Below are 14,637 nucleotides of genomic sequence, written 5' to 3' on the forward strand. Positions count from 1 at the left end.
CACACCCGAAATGGGACACGAGTTCAGCCGTGCATCGGTCGAGCCCGTGTCCCGAAACGGGTGTGACCCCATGGTGGGACACGGGCTGATGCGTATCAATCCAAGGCGTTCTTGAAGTCGGCGATCAGGTCGGCAGTGTCTTCGATGCCGACGGAGACGCGGATCAGGCTGTCGGCGATGCCCATCGAGGCGCGGCGCTCCGGGCCCATTTCGTAGAAGATGGTGTGCGACACCGGAATCACCAGGGTGCGCGTGTCGCCCAGGTTGGAGGTCGGGATGGCCAGCTTCAACTTGTTCAGGTAGTCGAAACAGTCGCTGCCGTCCTTCAGCTCAAAGCTCAGCAACGAGCCGAAGTCCTTGAACAATTCCGCGGCGATGCCATGCTGTGGATGCGACTTCAGGCCAGGGTAATACACCGCCGCCACGCGCTCGTCGGCTTCCAGCATCTCGGCCAGCGCGCGCGCGTTGGTCGAAGCACGGTCCATGCGCAACGCCAGCGTTTCCGCGCCAACGGCGATATGGTGCGCGGCTTCCGGCGCCAGCGAGGCGCCGAAATCGCGCAGCGCCTTGGCGCGGATCTGCACCAGGCCCCATTGCAGCGCCGGGTTCTTCTTGTAGTTCTCGAAGATATTCGGGAACCTGGTCCAGTCGTAAGCGCCGGTATCGGTCAGCGCGCCGCCCAGCGCATTGCCATGGCCGCCAATCGATTTGGTCAGCGCGTTCACCACCAGGCCCGCGCCCACGTCCTTGGGGCGGAACAGGTATGGCGAGGTCATCGTGTTATCGACGATGTACAGGATGCCGTGCTCTGCGCACAGTTCGCCGATGCGTTTCAGATCGGCGATCTGGGTGCGCGGGTTGGCGATCGTTTCCACGAACACCATGCGCGTTTCAGGCTTGAGCGCCGCAGCCACATTGGCCACCTCGGTGGCGTCGACAAAGTCCACGCCCACGCCCTGCCCCGCCACGGTCTGCCACAGCGAGTTGGTATTGCCGAACAGGAAAGACGACGACACGACATGGTCGCCGGCACGCAGCAAGGCCTGGAACACGGCGCCGATGGCGCCCATGCCCGTGGCAAAGCAGATCGTGCCGACGCCCTGCTCCATCTTGCTGACCTTGTCCTCCAGCGCGGCAACCGTCGGGTTGCCCTGGCGGCCGTAGCGGAAGCCCGGCTCCTTGCCCTGGAAAACCGACGCCAGCTGGCGCGCGTCGGCATAGCCGAACGTGACCGAGGTGTGGATCGGCTTGTGCAGCGAGCCGTGCTCGATGCCTTTCTGGCGGTCGTTGTGCAGGATGGTGGTCGTGAAGCCGTAGTTCTTCATCAGGATTCCGATGCGGTATTCAGGTTCAGCTGCGTGCGCGCCGCGTCTTCCGCGACCTTGGCCTTGGTCGGGTTGTGGCGCGCCTGTTCGATGCGGTCCAGGTACTCGGCCGATACGTCGCCGGTGATGTACTTGCCGTCGAAGCAGGATGCTTCGAACTCGGTCAGCGCAGGGTTCACGTCGGCGATGGACTTCTTCAGGTCTTCCAGGTCCTGGTAGACCAGCGCGTCGGCGGTGATCTCTTCGCAAATTTCCTGCACCGTGCGGCCGTGGGCGATCAGCTCGTCGCGGGTCGGCATGTCGATGCCATACACGTTCGGGTACAGCACCGGCGGCGCGGCGGAGGCGAAGATCACTTTCCTGGCACCGGCTTCGCGTGCCATCTGCACGATTTCTCGGGAGGTGGTGCCGCGCACGATGGAGTCGTCCACCAGCAGCACGACCTTGTCCTTGAATTCGTCGCCGATGGCGTTCAGCTTCTGGCGCACCGATTTCTTGCGCATCGCCTGGCCCGGCATGATGAAGGTGCGGCCGATGTAGCGGTTCTTGATGAAGCCTTCGCGGTAGTCCACGCCCAGGCGCATCGCCAGCTGGATTGCGGCGGGACGCGAGGAGTCGGGGATAGGCATCACGACGTCGATGCCTTCGGCCAGGCCTTCGCGCTTGATCTTGTCGGCCAGGTATTCGCCCATCTTCAGGCGGGTGTTGTATACGGATGCGCCGTCGATCACAGAATCAGGACGCGCCAGGTACACGTATTCGAACACGCATGGATTCAGTTTCGGCGCATCGGCGCAGATTTGCGCGTGCAGCTTGTTGTCCATGTCGATGAAGATCGCTTCGCCCGGCAGCACGTCGCGCACGAAGCGGAAGCCCATGCCTTCCAGCGCCACCGATTCCGAGGCGATCATGTATTCAGGGCCTTCCGGGCCATCATTGATGCCCAGGCACAGCGGACGGATGCCGTTCGGGTCACGGAAGGCCAGCATGCCGCTGCCGGCGACCTGCGCCACAGCGGCATAGCCGCCGCGCACGCGCTTGATCAGCACCGTCACCGCCTGGAAGATATTGGCCGGCGACAGCGTCACGCCGGTGGATGCCTTCTGGATCTCGTGCGCCAGCACGTTCAGCAACACTTCCGAGTCGGAGTCGGTGTTGATGTGGCGGCGGTCGATCTTGAACATCTCGTCCTTGAGCTGTTCCCAGTTGGTCAGGTTGCCGTTGTGCGCCAGGGTGATGCCGAACGGCGCGTTGACGTAGAACGGCTGTGCTTCCTCTTCGCTGGAAGAGCCGGCGGTCGGGTAGCGGCAGTGGCCGATACCGGAGTTGCCGTTCAGCGAACGCATGTTTCGGGTGCGGAACACGTCGCGCACCAGGCCATTGGCCTTGTGCATGGAGAAGGTGTTGCTTTGGTTGGTTGCGATGCCTGCAGCATCCTGGCCGCGATGCTGCAACAGCAGCAGCGCGTCATACAACATCTGGTTGACTGGTTGGTGGGATACGACGCCGACGATGCCACACATGGTGTGCTCCTAAACTTGGTGCTGCGGATTTAAAGAATTCTAAAAATGGACATGCTGCGCCATCGCGGCGGGCAGGAATGGTTTCACGGTACGCGCGCCGGATTCCGCCACGGGACTCAACAGCGCGTTCTTCCAGAATTCCTGCCTGGGCATCGTGGTCATCCCGCACAATATGACGCCAACCAGCACAATCACAATGCCGCGGCCGAACCCGAACAGGGCTCCCAGGCCGCGGTCGGCGAACGACAGGCCGCCCGCCTCGATCAACGCATTGATTGCCATGGTCAGCAAGGCCATGAGAATGAGCACGCCGATAAACAGTGCAATGAAGGCAACGATCAGGCGCACCACCTCGCCCGGCAGGGCTTCCGGCAGCATAGGGGCCAGCCATGGGCCGTAAGCGTTGGCGACGACGAAGGCGACGATCCAGCCGGCCAGCGACAACACTTCTTTGACCAGGCCGCGCATGGTACTGATGACGATGGATGCGATCAGCACGAAAATAACCAGGTAATCGAAAATCGTCACGTCAGCGCAGCCTCAAATCGTCCGTCAGGCCGGGGTAAGGCTGCCGCTCAGGCCCAGTTTGCCCAGCTTGGCCTTGGCCTTTTCGGCTTCTTCCTTGTTCGGGAAGGGGCCGACCCGCACGCTGGTCAATTCGCCGTTGGCGGTGTTGACCTTCTGCGCATAAGACTTGATGCCGGCTTCGCTCAGCTTGCGCTGCAGCTCGTCCACTTTTTCTTTCGCGGCGAAGGCGCCGACCTTGATCACGTACTTGGTCGCAGGCGCTGCCTCGGCCGGCTTGCCTTCCAGGATGGCCATGGCGCGCGCATCGTCGGTATGGGCAGGCTTGGCTTCCGGCTTGGGTTCCGGTTTCTTGGGTTCAGGCTTCGGTTCGGGATGCTTCACCTCGGCCTTGGCGACTTTCGGCTCGGTCGCTTTCGGTTCGGCCGCTTTGGGCGGCTTGGCAGGTTCGGTCACGGCCGGTTTGTTCGGCACATGGACAATCTCTTCGCCCTTGTCCAGCGATGCGCCGGCCGCAGCGACCGGGGCCACGTTGCGCGACGCTGGCGCCGGCGCCACCGCAGGACCGCCATTCAGCGGTTCGCCCGGCTTGTCCTTGGACGGCATGCTGATGGCGATATCGGACACCGACGATTTCGGCTCGGAGTCGAGCAGCATCGGCAAGCCGATGGCGACAGCCAGCGCCAGCGCGATGGCGCCGACCAGGCGGCGGCGGGCGCGCTTTTTCTCCGGCAGTACTGGGTCTTGAGTATTTTTGCCGCTATTGCGGCGCGGCACCGCGTCGGCGCCAGCGCTGGATGCGCGCTTGGAACGGGCCTTCTCGTCCAGGGCCCTGTCGTCCTGTGCGCGGTAGTAGCCGCTGTCTTCACCAGCAGCATCTTGCTTGTCTTTGCCAAATTTCGATAACAAGCCCATGCGGAATTTTCTCAGTGGAGTGAGGATTTTTTCGCCGCCATGACGCCGGCGACGGTCAGGAATGATCCAAAGACCACAATTCTATCATTCTCGCCCGCCCGGCTCATTGCATTTGCGAATGCCTGGCCTGGGTCATCGAAAATATTAGCGGTTTTTTCGCCCATGTTTGCTTCAATTGCCTGCACTTTGGCGGCCAGCTCGGACGCGGTGGCGGCACGCGGCGATGGCAGATTGCTAAGACACCAGTGGTCGACGCATGGCGCCATGGCCTTGATCACGCCGTCGATATCCTTATCGTGCATGGATCCGAACACCGCGAAGGTGTAGGGGCTGAAGCCCATATTGCCGACATTCTGCGCCAGCGCCGCAGCCGCGTGCGGGTTGTGCGCCACGTCGTAGATCACGCTCGGACGCCCAGGCAGCACCTGGAAGCGGCCCGGCAGCTCCACCATCACCAGGCCGGTACGCACTTCCTGCGCGCCCACCGGCAGTTCCATCTTCAGCGCCTCCAGTGCCGCCAGCGCCGCGCAGGCGTTCAGCAACTGGTTGGCGCCGCGCAGGCCGGGATACGCCAGCGAATTGCGGCGCTGCGAACGACCACCGTAATTCCACTGTTGCTTGTCGCCCGCGTAGTTGAAGTCGCGCCCCATCAGCCACAGGTCGGCGCCGATTTCCGTGGCATGGTCGATCAGCGCCTGTGGCGCGACCGGGTCGCTGCAAATGGCCACTTTGCCGGTACGGAAAATGCCGGCTTTTTCGAATCCGATCTGCTCACGCGTGCCGCCCAGGTAATCGACATGGTCGATATCGACGCTGGTCACGATCGACACGTCGGCGTCGATCACGTTGACCGCATCGAGACGCCCGCCCAGGCCTACTTCCAGGATCACCACATCGAGCATCGCTTGCGACATCAGGTGCATGATGGCCAGCGTGGTGAACTCGAAATAGGTCAGCGAAATATCGCCGCGCGCCCGCTCCACGGCATTGAAGCTCTGCACCAGCTGTTCGTCGCTGGCCATGTCGCCGTTCAGGCGCGCACGCTCGTTGAAGTGGAGGAAGTGCGGCTTGATGTACAGGCCGACGCGGTAGCCGCCCTGCAGCAGGATCGATTCCAGCATGGCGCAGGTCGAGCCCTTGCCATTGGTGCCGGCCACCATGATGACCGGGCACTTGAATGCCAGCGCCATGCGTTCCTTGACTGCGCGCACGCGGTCCAGGCCCATATTGATAACGGTTTCGGCGTGGCGCGACTCGATCAGCGCAAGCCATTCAGGGAGGGTATTCGGGAGATTGGACATTGTCGCCAGGGAGGGATTTTTGGGCGCGCAGCGCAGGAGGCTGCGCGCGCCGGTAATACTTAGAACTCGACGTAAAGCTTAGGCCAGCACTTCCGCGGCCTGGTTCTGCATCAGCGCCAGCAGGCGTGCGATTTCTTCGCGCATCTGGCGGCGGTCCACGATCATGTCAATCGCGCCCTTGGTCAGCAGGAACTCGGAACGCTGGAAGCCTTCCGGCAGCTTTTCACGCACGGTGTTTTCGATCACGCGCGGGCCGGCAAAGCCGATCAGTGCTTTCGGCTCGGCCATCACCACGTCGCCCATGAAGGCGAACGATGCGGACACGCCGCCCATGGTCGGGTCGGTCAGCACGGAGATGAACGGCAGCTTCTTCTCGGCCAGCTTGGTCAGCATGGCGGTGGTTTTCGCCATCTGCATCAGCGACAGCAGCCCTTCCTGCATGCGCGCGCCGCCGGTGGCGGTAACGCAGATGAACGGTACCTTCTGTTCCAGCGCCACCTGGGCCGCGCGGGCGAAACGTTCGCCAACCACGGAACCCATGGAGCCGCCCATGAATTCGAATTCGAAGCAAGCCACCACCACCGGCAGGCTCATGATCGAGCCGCCCATCGCGATCAGGGCGTCGGTTTCACCGGTGGCTTCCATCGCCTGCTTCAGGCGATCGGGGTATTTCTTGCTGTCCTTGAACTTCAGCGTGTCGACCGGCAGGGTCTCCTGGCCGATTTCATAACGGCCGCCGGCATCCAGCAGTGCATCCAGGCGCTCGCGGGCGCGGATACGCATGTGGTGGTCGCACTTGGGGCAGACGTGCAGGTTCGACTCGAGGTCGGTACGGTACAGCACTGCCTCGCAGGATGGGCATTTCACCCACAGGCCTTCAGGCATTGTCTTGCGAGCGGCAGCTTCCGAGCGCTGGATGCGCGGTGGCAGCAATTTTTCCAACCAGCTCATAAATTTCTCCTCTTGCACTAACTTAGGCCGGAAGTGTAGCCGGTTCTGCCTGTCCTGTCGAACAAAACAGGCAGAATATTGCTCTCAATTCAACGCTTTTCGTCGAGGGCCTGGCGAATGCCGGAAACGAACGATCGTACCGATTTTGCAGCGTTTTCCGGGCCGGCCGCCTCGATTTCCTGGATGATGCGGCTGCCGATCACCACGGCATCGGCCACGCCCGCCACCGCACGGGCGGTTTCCCCGTCGCGGATGCCGAAACCGACGCCGAGCGGCAACTCCACGTGCCGGCGGATCATGTCCAGCCGGCGCGCCACGTCTTCGGTATCGATATGGCCGGCGCCGGTGACGCCTTTCAACGACACATAGTAAGTGAAACCGCTGCCGACGCGCGCCACTTGCTTGACGCGCTCCTCGGTCGAGGTCGGGGCCAGCAGGAAAATCAGGTCCTGCCCTGCCGCGCGCATCTTGGCGGCAAATTCCTCGCATTCTTCCGGCGGATAGTCGACCACGATGGCGCCATCGGCACCGGCGGCGCGGCTGGCGTCGATGTAGGCGTCGGCGCCAAGGCGCTCGATCGGGTTGGCATAGCCCATCAGCACCACCGGCGTGCTGCTATTGGTCTTGCGGAATTCGCGCACGAAGTCGAAGCAGTCGCGGATGCCGACGCCGTTGGCGAGTGCGCGCTCGCAGGCGCGCTGGATCACCGGGCCTTCGGCCATCGGGTCGGAGAATGGAATGCCCAGTTCGAGGATGTCGGCGCCGCCGTCCACCAGGGCATGCATCAGTTCCACGGTCTTGCCGGGTTGCGGGTCGCCGGCGGTGATGAAGGTGACCAGGGCTTTCTTGTTTTGCGCTTTCAGGGCGGCGAAGGTTTGTGCGATACGAGTCATGTTTTTTTCCTTTCAAACCGGTAAGGCAGTGCCTGACCCGCGGGGTCAGGCACTGGTACGCGGCGGTCGCTGGCCGGTGTTAGAACTGCAGGCCGGCGCGCTGGGCGACGGTGTGCATGTCCTTGTCGCCGCGGCCCGACAGGTTGGCCAGGATGATCTTGTCCTTCGGCAGGGTTGCCGCCAGCTTGGCCGCATAGGCCAGCGCGTGCGAGCTTTCCAGCGCGGGAATGATCCCCTCGATATGGCAGCAATCATGGAAAGCCTGCAGGGCCTCGTCGTCGGTAATCGACACATACTGCGCGCGGCCGGAATCCTTGAGGTAGGAGTGCTCAGGGCCCACGCCCGGATAATCCAGGCCGGCCGACACCGAATGCGTTTCGATGATCTGCCCGCCCTCATCCTGCAGCAGGTAGGTGCGGTTGCCATGCAGGACGCCGGGATAGCCGGCCGTCAGCGAAGCGGCATGCTTGCCAGTATCGAGCCCCTCGCCCGCCGCTTCCACGCCCACCAGCGCAGTCGCAGCCTGGTCGATGTACGGGTAGAAAATACCCATCGCATTGGAGCCGCCGCCGATGCAGGCCACCACATAATCGGGCTGGCGACCGGTCATTTCCGGCATCTGCTGCAGGCATTCCTCGCCGATCACGGACTGGAAGTCGCGCACCATCATCGGGTAAGGATGCGGGCCCGCCACGGTGCCGATGATGTAGAAAGTGTTTTCAATATTGGTGACCCAGTCGCGCATCGCCTCGTTCAGCGCATCCTTCAGGGTCTTGGAGCCGGATTCCACCGGCACCACGGTCGCGCCCAGCAGCTTCATGCGGTACACGTTCTGCGCCTGGCGCTTCACGTCCTCGCTGCCCATGTAGACCACGCACTCCAGGCCGAAGCGCGCGCAGATGGTGGCGGTGGCAACGCCGTGCTGGCCGGCGCCGGTTTCGGCGATGATGCGCGGCTTGCCCATGCGCTTGGCCAGCAAAGCCTGGCCGATCACGTTATTGATCTTGTGCGCGCCGGTGTGGTTCAGGTCTTCGCGCTTGAAGAAGATTTGCGCGCCGCCCAGTTGCCCGGACCAGCGCTTGGCGTGGTACACAGGCGAAGGACGGCCGACGAAGTGCTTCAGCTCATAGCGGAACTCTTCGAGGAACAGTTCGTCCTTGCTGTAGCGGTCATAGGCCTGGCGCAGCTCGGCCAGCGCGTAGCTCAGGGTTTCGGCAACGAAGGAGCCGCCGTAGGGGCCGAAATGGCCGGTGGCGTCCGGCAGGTGGTAAGACGAGGCGTGGAACAGGTGCGCTGGAGGCGCATCAAGCGGGGTTTTCATGGTGCGGGTCTTTCTCAATGGTGGCATCGGCCGCCCGCGCGCCGCGGATGAAGTCCGCGATCAGGCGAGCATCTTTGATACCCTTGGCGCGCTCGACGCCACTTGAGACGTCAACCGCGTAAGGGCGAACGCTGGCCACTGCGCCAGTCACATTTTGCACGCTCAAGCCACCACTCAAAACGGCCCGATGCGCGAGATCTTTTGGGATTAGAGACCAATCGAAAACCTTTCCTGCGCCGCCATATGCATCCACGAAGGTATCGAGCAGGAGGCCCGAGAACAAGCTGCTGGATGCGCGGCAAAGTTGCTCATATTCTAGCAGTTCAGCGCCGCTTGTGTCGGGTTTGACGCGGAAAACCCGCACAAAGGCGCGGCCGGCAGCACGCGCCGCCTCGGCGCACTGCTGCGCTGTTTCATCGCCATGGAATTGCAAAAGCGATACCGGCGCCAGCGCCACGGTGGCCGCCACCTGCTGCGCCGTGTGGTTGACGAACAGGCCGACCGGCGTCACGAACGGCGGCAGCAACGCAATCAGTTCGGCGGCGCGTGCCGGCGTCACATAGCGCGGGCTCTTGTCGTAAAACACAAAGCCCACCGCATCGGCACCGGCCGCCACGGCGGCCTGGACGTCTTCTTCGCGGGTCAGGCCGCAGATCTTGATGCGGGTGCGTGGCATACGTGGGATTCCTTAGAAAGCAGGCAGGATGCTGGGCTCCTCTTGCGGCAAGCCCCATTGTGCGTCGTAGGCGATTTTGGACAGGTACAGGCCGTCCGGCATGAAGGTCGGCGCCGCCTTGGTGCGGTCCTTCCCTGCCAGCAGCTGGCCCAGCCAGTCGGTGTTTTCGCGGCCCTGGCCGACGTAAACCAGGGAGCCGACCAGGTTGCGCACCATATGGTGCAGGAAGGCGTTGGCGCGCAGCGTCAACAGGATCATGTCGCCGTGGCGCTCGATCTCGATCATCTGCATTTCCTTGACCGGCGTCTTGGCCTGGCACATGGCGGCGCGGAACGCCGTGAAGTCGTGGGTGCCGATCAAGGGCTTGACGGCTTCGCGCATGCGCTCCACGTCAAGCTTCCAGTGCGTGAACCCGGCACGGCCCGCCAGCAGCGGCGAGCGCACCTGGTGGTTGTACAGCAGGTAGTGGTAGGTACGGGAACGGGCGCTGAAACGGGAGTGGAATTGCTGCTCCGGCGTCGGCGCCTCAGGCAGGTAGCGCGCCCAGCGCACGCCGATCGATTCGGGCAGGAAGGCATTGATGCCGCGCACCCAGGCGTGTTCGGCGCGATCGAGCTCGGTGTCGAAGTGCACCACCTGGTTCAGCGCGTGCACGCCGGCGTCGGTGCGGCCGGCACATGTGGTGCCCAGCTTGACGCAGGCGAAGCGCTCGATGGCTTCCTCCAGCTTGTTCTGCACGGTCTGGCCGTGTGGCTGGACCTGGTAGCCAAGCCAGCCGGCGCCGTTGTACTGAACCCCTAATGCAATGCGTTTCAAAATAAAAAATGCCCGGTCAGATTGATCTGTGACCGGGCATTATACGGCGAATCAGCGTTTAACCGAGTTGCGCGCGCATGGCGGAAGCACGGGAGACCTGGTCGTCGCTGCCGCCGCGGATCACTTCATCCAGCAGCTCGCGGGCGCCTTCCTTGTCGCCGATTTCCTGGTAAGCCACAGCCAGGTCCAGCTTGGTGTCCATCTCCATATGGAGGGCGGACATCTCGTCCTCGTTTTTCGGCGCTTCAGCCACCTGGTTGGCACCGCCCAGGTCGAGGTCGATGCCGGACAGGTCGAAGTCGGCTGCAGGCGCCGCCGCTACCGCCGGTGCCGCCTCTACCGGCAGGTCCAGCGCGAAGTCGTCCGCCGACAGCGGCGCGGCTGCCACCGGCGCCGCGGCTGGTGCGCTCGCGGCAGGCAGCGAGAAGTCCATGCTGCTCAGGTCCGCCAGCGGGTCGGCAGCGGGTGCGGCCGGCTTGGATTCGCTTGGCAGGTCCAGGTTGAAGTCCATGCCGATACCGGCCATCGCGTCAGGCGCCGGGGCAGCTTCCAGGGTTTCCACCTTGGCGGCCGGCGACGCCAGGCCCAGGTCGAAGGACAGGTCTTGCACTTCTTCCGCAGCCGGTACCGGTGCCGGCGCCGCTTCCGCGACCATCGGCGCAGCCGGGGCAGGCTCGTCGAAGCTCAGGCCACCGAGGTCGAAGTCCAGGGTGTTGCTGTCGGCAGCTTTCGGGCTTGGCTTGGATTCTTCGGCCAGGGACGGCAGCGCGCCTGCGTCGCGGTCCAGGTCAAAGTCCATCACGCTGGCAGCGGCCGGCGCGGCTTCCTGGCTCAGGTCCAGGTCCAGGCCATCGGCAGCAGCATGCGCCGGAGCAGCGGGCTCAGCAAACATCGCAGCGAAGTCGTTGAGCTCATTCGACTCGCTGGCTACGAAAGGGGCGGCACCGGCGGCAGCGGCAGTACCCGCACCGCCAGCGGCTTTGGCTTGCGCAGCGCTGACGTACAGCGGATTGTCCGGATCGATGCCGACGCCCAGCGCAGCGGCTTGCGCCCACTCGTCGCCCTGGCCCTTGGTCATCGAATACAGCTCGCTGGCCTGGGTTTCGAAGGAACGCGCGTCTTTGCGGCCGGCGTAGATTTCCAGCAGCTTCAGGCGCACTGGGTGGCGTTCAGGATGAACCCGCAGTGCTTCCTTCAGGATTTCCTCTGCCTGGGCATCACGGCCGTAAGCAATGTACACATCGGCTTCCGCGACCGGATCGACTTCATTGGTGTCGAGCTGGCTGGCCGATGGCGCGAAGTTGGAGTTGAACACGCTGTTGCTGGTATCCACGCTCTGGCCGCCGGTTTCGGCGAACAGGGAATGCGCGGTGGTGCCAGGATCGCCCAGCACGCTGGCCGCTTCCGTATTCATCATCGCCATCTCTTCGGCAGCCTTGCGGCGGCGCACCACCAGCAGGGCGGCCAGGCCGAGCAGCGCAGCCACGCCGGCGCCGATCAGCTTGATGTTTTCCATGATCATGTCGACCAGGCCCGGCTCGACTTTCGGCGGCGGCGTCACCACGGTGCGCTTTGGCTTGCTTGGCTTTTCCGGCGCAGCTTCCACTGGTGCCGCGGCGTCCGGCGCCACCGGCGCTGGCGCGGCGACCACCGGCTCGGTCGCGGCAGGCGCTGCAACCGGTGCGGCGGCCGGTGCCGGCGCTGCTGCCGGCGCCGGCGCAGCCGCCGGCTCGGACAGCTTGACGACCGGGCTGGCGGCCGGTGCCGCCGCAGCTGCAGCAGGGGCCGAAGCGCCAGCCTTGGCTTGCGCCGAGGCGCCGGCCTTGTTCTTCACTTCCATCAGCTTTTCAAGGCTGTTGACGTTCTTTTCCAGCTCCTTGACCCGGTTGCTGGCGTCGGCCATCTGGCGATCCTTGGCGATCTTGTCTTCCACGGTGCCGGTCTTGCCTGGCTTGCTGGAAGCTTCGCCTGCCTTGGACAGTTTCAGCTGGTCTTTCGATTCGGTGACCGCAGTCGGGCGTTCCTTGACTTGGGCGGTGATCTTGCCGGTCTGGCTTTGCTGGGATTCGGCTTCCTTGGACGGGGTCGCCGCAGCCACCTGGCCTGCCAGCTTGGAACGGTAGGCGTTGAAGTCGGCAGCATGGGCCACCACCACGCCATGGGCTTCGCCCTGGCCGGTGCCCTTGACGGTGCCGGCATCCGGCACGGTCAGGATGGTGCCGGACTTCAGGCGGTTCATGTTGGCGCCGTTGAACGCGTCCGGATTGGCGCGGTACAGGGCCACCAGCATCATGTCCAGCGACACGTCGGCCGGCTTCAGGCGGCCGGCGATGCGGCCCAGCGTATCGCCCTTCTTGACTTGATAGCTGTCGGCGCCGTCATGCGCGCCAGCAGCGGCGCGCGGTGCGGCTTGCGCCGCCGGTGCACGCGACGGCTCGGCAGGTGCCGATGGTGCCGCGGCAGGCGCGGCAGCCGGCGCCGCAGCGGCAGGAGCGGCAGCCGGCGTCGACGTGGCGGCAGGACGCGTATTGCGCGACGCGGCTACTTTCGCCGAATTGGTGGTGCGCAGGTCGGCCGGATCGAGCAGGAAGGTGTACTCGCGTACCAGGCGTCCATTGGTCCAGGTCAATTCCAGCAGCATGTCAACGAAAGGCTCGTTGATCGGCTGGGACGAAGTAATGCGGATAAATTGGCGCGAGCCACGGGCTTCGACCTCGAAACGCAGGCTGAGCAATGCCGAATTGAAGTCGATATTGGCGGCACGGAAGGCATCCGGCGAGGCCAGTTTGGCCACCAGTTCGGATGCTTCTTCAGGGGTTACGGCAGTCAATTCGATTTCGGCGCGCAGCGGCTGTCCCAGCGAGGAGAGCACAGTGAGCTTGCCAAGGCCTGCTGCGTTGACGGAAATAGGTGCGAGCACGGCACCGCTGAACAGGGCAGCGGTCAGTGTCTTCAACGCGAACGAAGCGACCTTGGAAGGTTTTTGTACGGGCATAGTGAGCGGCGAAAAATGGTTAACGTGGAAAGAAAGTTACTTTTCCAGAGGTCTCAACATAACATCATGCTTAGAAGCATGCAAGCATTCTCCCACTAATCGCCCCCTTCGCGCCAGTATTCTGTTTCGTTCATGCCGAAAATATTCTTTGATTCAAAGAAAAAAGCCGAATTCCCTTTGAAATCCGGCTTTTAGAAAATACTTCTTAACTTGTTTATTATTCAGCAGTCATTATCTGATCAATAACAATTTATTTATCCAGCACGATGCGCAGCATGCGGCGCAGCGGCTCGGCCGCGCCCCACAGCAGCTGGTCGCCCACGGTGAAGGCCGACAGGTAGTCGCCGCCCATCGCCATCTTGCGCACGCGGCCGACCGGGATCGCCAGGCTGCCGGTGACCGCGGCCGGGGTCAGTTCCTTGACCGACGCTTCGCGCGTGTTCGGCACGAACTTCACCCACTGGTTGTCCTTGGCGATGATGTCGTTGATCTCATCCAGCGGCACGTCCTTGCGCAGCTTGATGGTCAGCGCCTGGCTGTGGCAGCGCATGGCGCCGATGCGCACGCACAGGCCGTCGACGTGGATCGGCGACAGCTCGAAACCTGCGCCGCGGCCCAGGATCTTGTTGGTCTCGGCGCCGCCCTTCCACTCTTCCTTCGACTGGCCGTTGCCCAGGTCCTTGTCGATCCAGGGAATCAGGTTGCCGCCCAGCGGCACGCCGAACTGCTTGGTCTCCTCCGGCGCCAGGCCGTGCTGGGTGGCCAGCACCTGCTTGTCGATTTCCAGGATGGCGGACGCTGGGTTGTCCAGCAGGTGCTTGACCGAGGCGTTGATGGTGCCGTACTGGGTCAGCAGCTCGCGCATGTGCTGCGCGCCGCCGCCCGACGCCGCCTGGTAGGTCATGGACGTCATCCACTCCACCAGGTCTTGCTTGAACAGGCCGCCCAGCCCCATCAGCATGCAGGACACGGTGCAGTTACCGCCGATGAAGTTTTTCACGCCCTTGGACATGGCGTCCTTGATCACGTTCAGGTTGACCGGATCGAGCACGATCACCGCGTCCTTGTCCATGCGCAGGGTCGACGCGGCGTCGATCCAGTAGCCGTTCCAGCCGGCGGCGCGCAGCTTCGGGAACACATCGGTGGTGTAGTCGCCGCCCTGGCAGGAGATGATGATCTCGCAGCGTTTCAGTTCGTCGATGTTGGTGGCGTCTTTCAGGGTGGTCTCGTTCTTCGCCATCTTCGGCGCAGCGCCGCCGGTGTTCGAAGTGGAGAAGAATACCGGCTCGATATGGGCGAAATCGCCCTCTTCCTGCATGCGCTGCATCAGGACCGAACCGACCATGCCGCGCCAACCAACAAGACCTACGAGTTTCATTTTGCTTTCCTTTGGGAG

The 14,637-nt window shown here is 63.4% G+C and carries 12 protein-coding genes; all 12 read right to left on the minus strand.

Going from position 1 to position 14,637, the window contains the following annotated elements; genetic code table 11:
- Positions 1–95 precede the first annotated feature (95 nt).
- On the minus strand, positions 96–1,325 hold the full coding sequence (locus BM269_RS16610; protein WP_090439016.1) for a cystathionine gamma-synthase family protein: 1,230 nt from the start codon (positions 1,323–1,325) through the stop codon (positions 96–98).
- Positions 1,325–2,848: an amidophosphoribosyltransferase gene (gene purF, locus BM269_RS16615; RefSeq protein WP_090439018.1), complete on the minus strand. Its 1,524-nt coding sequence runs from the start codon at positions 2,846–2,848 to the stop codon at positions 1,325–1,327. The genes BM269_RS16610 and purF overlap by 1 nt, the downstream gene beginning before the upstream one ends.
- Positions 2,849–2,887: 39 nt before the next feature.
- A complete protein-coding gene (locus BM269_RS16620) occupies positions 2,888–3,376 on the minus strand; it encodes a CvpA family protein (RefSeq protein WP_090439021.1) in 489 nt (162 codons plus the stop codon).
- A 24-nt stretch (positions 3,377–3,400) separates the two neighbouring features.
- Positions 3,401–4,288, minus strand: a complete 888-nt coding sequence (locus tag BM269_RS16625) for an SPOR domain-containing protein (RefSeq protein WP_090439024.1) — start codon at positions 4,286–4,288, stop codon at positions 3,401–3,403.
- An 11-nt stretch (positions 4,289–4,299) separates the two neighbouring features.
- Positions 4,300–5,589: a bifunctional tetrahydrofolate synthase/dihydrofolate synthase gene (gene folC / locus BM269_RS16630; RefSeq protein ID WP_090439027.1), complete on the minus strand. Its 1,290-nt coding sequence runs from the start codon at positions 5,587–5,589 to the stop codon at positions 4,300–4,302.
- Positions 5,590–5,667: 78 nt separating this feature from the next.
- Positions 5,668–6,540 (minus strand): acetyl-CoA carboxylase, carboxyltransferase subunit beta, encoded by an 873-nt coding sequence (gene accD, locus BM269_RS16635; RefSeq protein WP_090439030.1) that lies wholly within the window; start codon positions 6,538–6,540, stop codon positions 5,668–5,670.
- Positions 6,541–6,629: 89 nt separating this feature from the next.
- Positions 6,630–7,433, minus strand: a complete 804-nt coding sequence (gene trpA / locus BM269_RS16640) for a tryptophan synthase subunit alpha (protein ID WP_090439033.1) — start codon at positions 7,431–7,433, stop codon at positions 6,630–6,632.
- A gap of 79 nt (positions 7,434–7,512) precedes the next feature.
- Entirely contained in the window at positions 7,513–8,754 is a 1,242-nt protein-coding gene (gene trpB, locus BM269_RS16645) for a tryptophan synthase subunit beta (RefSeq protein WP_090439036.1), read from the minus strand.
- Positions 8,738–9,430 carry a phosphoribosylanthranilate isomerase gene (locus BM269_RS16650; RefSeq protein WP_090439039.1) on the minus strand — a complete coding sequence of 231 codons (693 nt, stop codon included), beginning with the start codon at positions 9,428–9,430 and terminating at the stop codon, positions 8,738–8,740. The genes trpB and BM269_RS16650 overlap by 17 nt, the downstream gene beginning before the upstream one ends.
- 12 nt (positions 9,431–9,442) lie before the next feature.
- Positions 9,443–10,246: a tRNA pseudouridine(38-40) synthase TruA gene (gene truA / locus BM269_RS16655; RefSeq protein WP_090439042.1), complete on the minus strand. Its 804-nt coding sequence runs from the start codon at positions 10,244–10,246 to the stop codon at positions 9,443–9,445.
- Positions 10,247–10,304: 58 nt separating this feature from the next.
- Positions 10,305–13,241 carry a motility hub landmark protein FimV gene (locus tag BM269_RS16660; protein WP_090439046.1) on the minus strand — a complete coding sequence of 979 codons (2,937 nt, stop codon included), beginning with the start codon at positions 13,239–13,241 and terminating at the stop codon, positions 10,305–10,307.
- Positions 13,242–13,491: 250 nt separating this feature from the next.
- Positions 13,492–14,619, minus strand: a complete 1,128-nt coding sequence (asd, locus tag BM269_RS16665) for an aspartate-semialdehyde dehydrogenase (protein WP_090439049.1) — start codon at positions 14,617–14,619, stop codon at positions 13,492–13,494.
- Positions 14,620–14,637: the final 18 nt, after the last annotated feature.

The sequence above is a fragment of the Duganella sp. CF458 genome (assembly GCF_900113115.1).
GTDB lineage: Bacteria > Pseudomonadota > Gammaproteobacteria > Burkholderiales > Burkholderiaceae_D > Rugamonas.

What these genes read in the sequence shown, in the direction of transcription:
- BM269_RS16650 (WP_090439039.1), bottom strand. Translation starts at nt 9,430, where the DNA reads ATGCCACGCACCCGCATCAAGATCTGCGGCCTGACCCGCGAAGAAGAC.
- asd (WP_090439049.1), bottom strand. Translation starts at nt 14,619, where the DNA reads ATGAAACTCGTAGGTCTTGTTGGTTGGCGCGGCATGGTCGGTTCGGTC.
- trpB (WP_090439036.1), bottom strand. Translation starts at nt 8,754, where the DNA reads ATGAAAACCCCGCTTGATGCGCCTCCAGCGCACCTGTTCCACGCCTCG.
- purF (WP_090439018.1), bottom strand. Translation starts at nt 2,848, where the DNA reads ATGTGTGGCATCGTCGGCGTCGTATCCCACCAACCAGTCAACCAGATG.
- BM269_RS16625 (WP_090439024.1), bottom strand. Translation starts at nt 4,288, where the DNA reads ATGGGCTTGTTATCGAAATTTGGCAAAGACAAGCAAGATGCTGCTGGT.
- accD (WP_090439030.1), bottom strand. Translation starts at nt 6,540, where the DNA reads ATGAGCTGGTTGGAAAAATTGCTGCCACCGCGCATCCAGCGCTCGGAA.
- BM269_RS16660 (WP_090439046.1), bottom strand. Translation starts at nt 13,241, where the DNA reads ATGCCCGTACAAAAACCTTCCAAGGTCGCTTCGTTCGCGTTGAAGACA.
- trpA (WP_090439033.1), bottom strand. Translation starts at nt 7,433, where the DNA reads ATGACTCGTATCGCACAAACCTTCGCCGCCCTGAAAGCGCAAAACAAG.
- folC (WP_090439027.1), bottom strand. Translation starts at nt 5,589, where the DNA reads ATGTCCAATCTCCCGAATACCCTCCCTGAATGGCTTGCGCTGATCGAG.
- BM269_RS16610 (WP_090439016.1), bottom strand. Translation starts at nt 1,325, where the DNA reads ATGAAGAACTACGGCTTCACGACCACCATCCTGCACAACGACCGCCAG.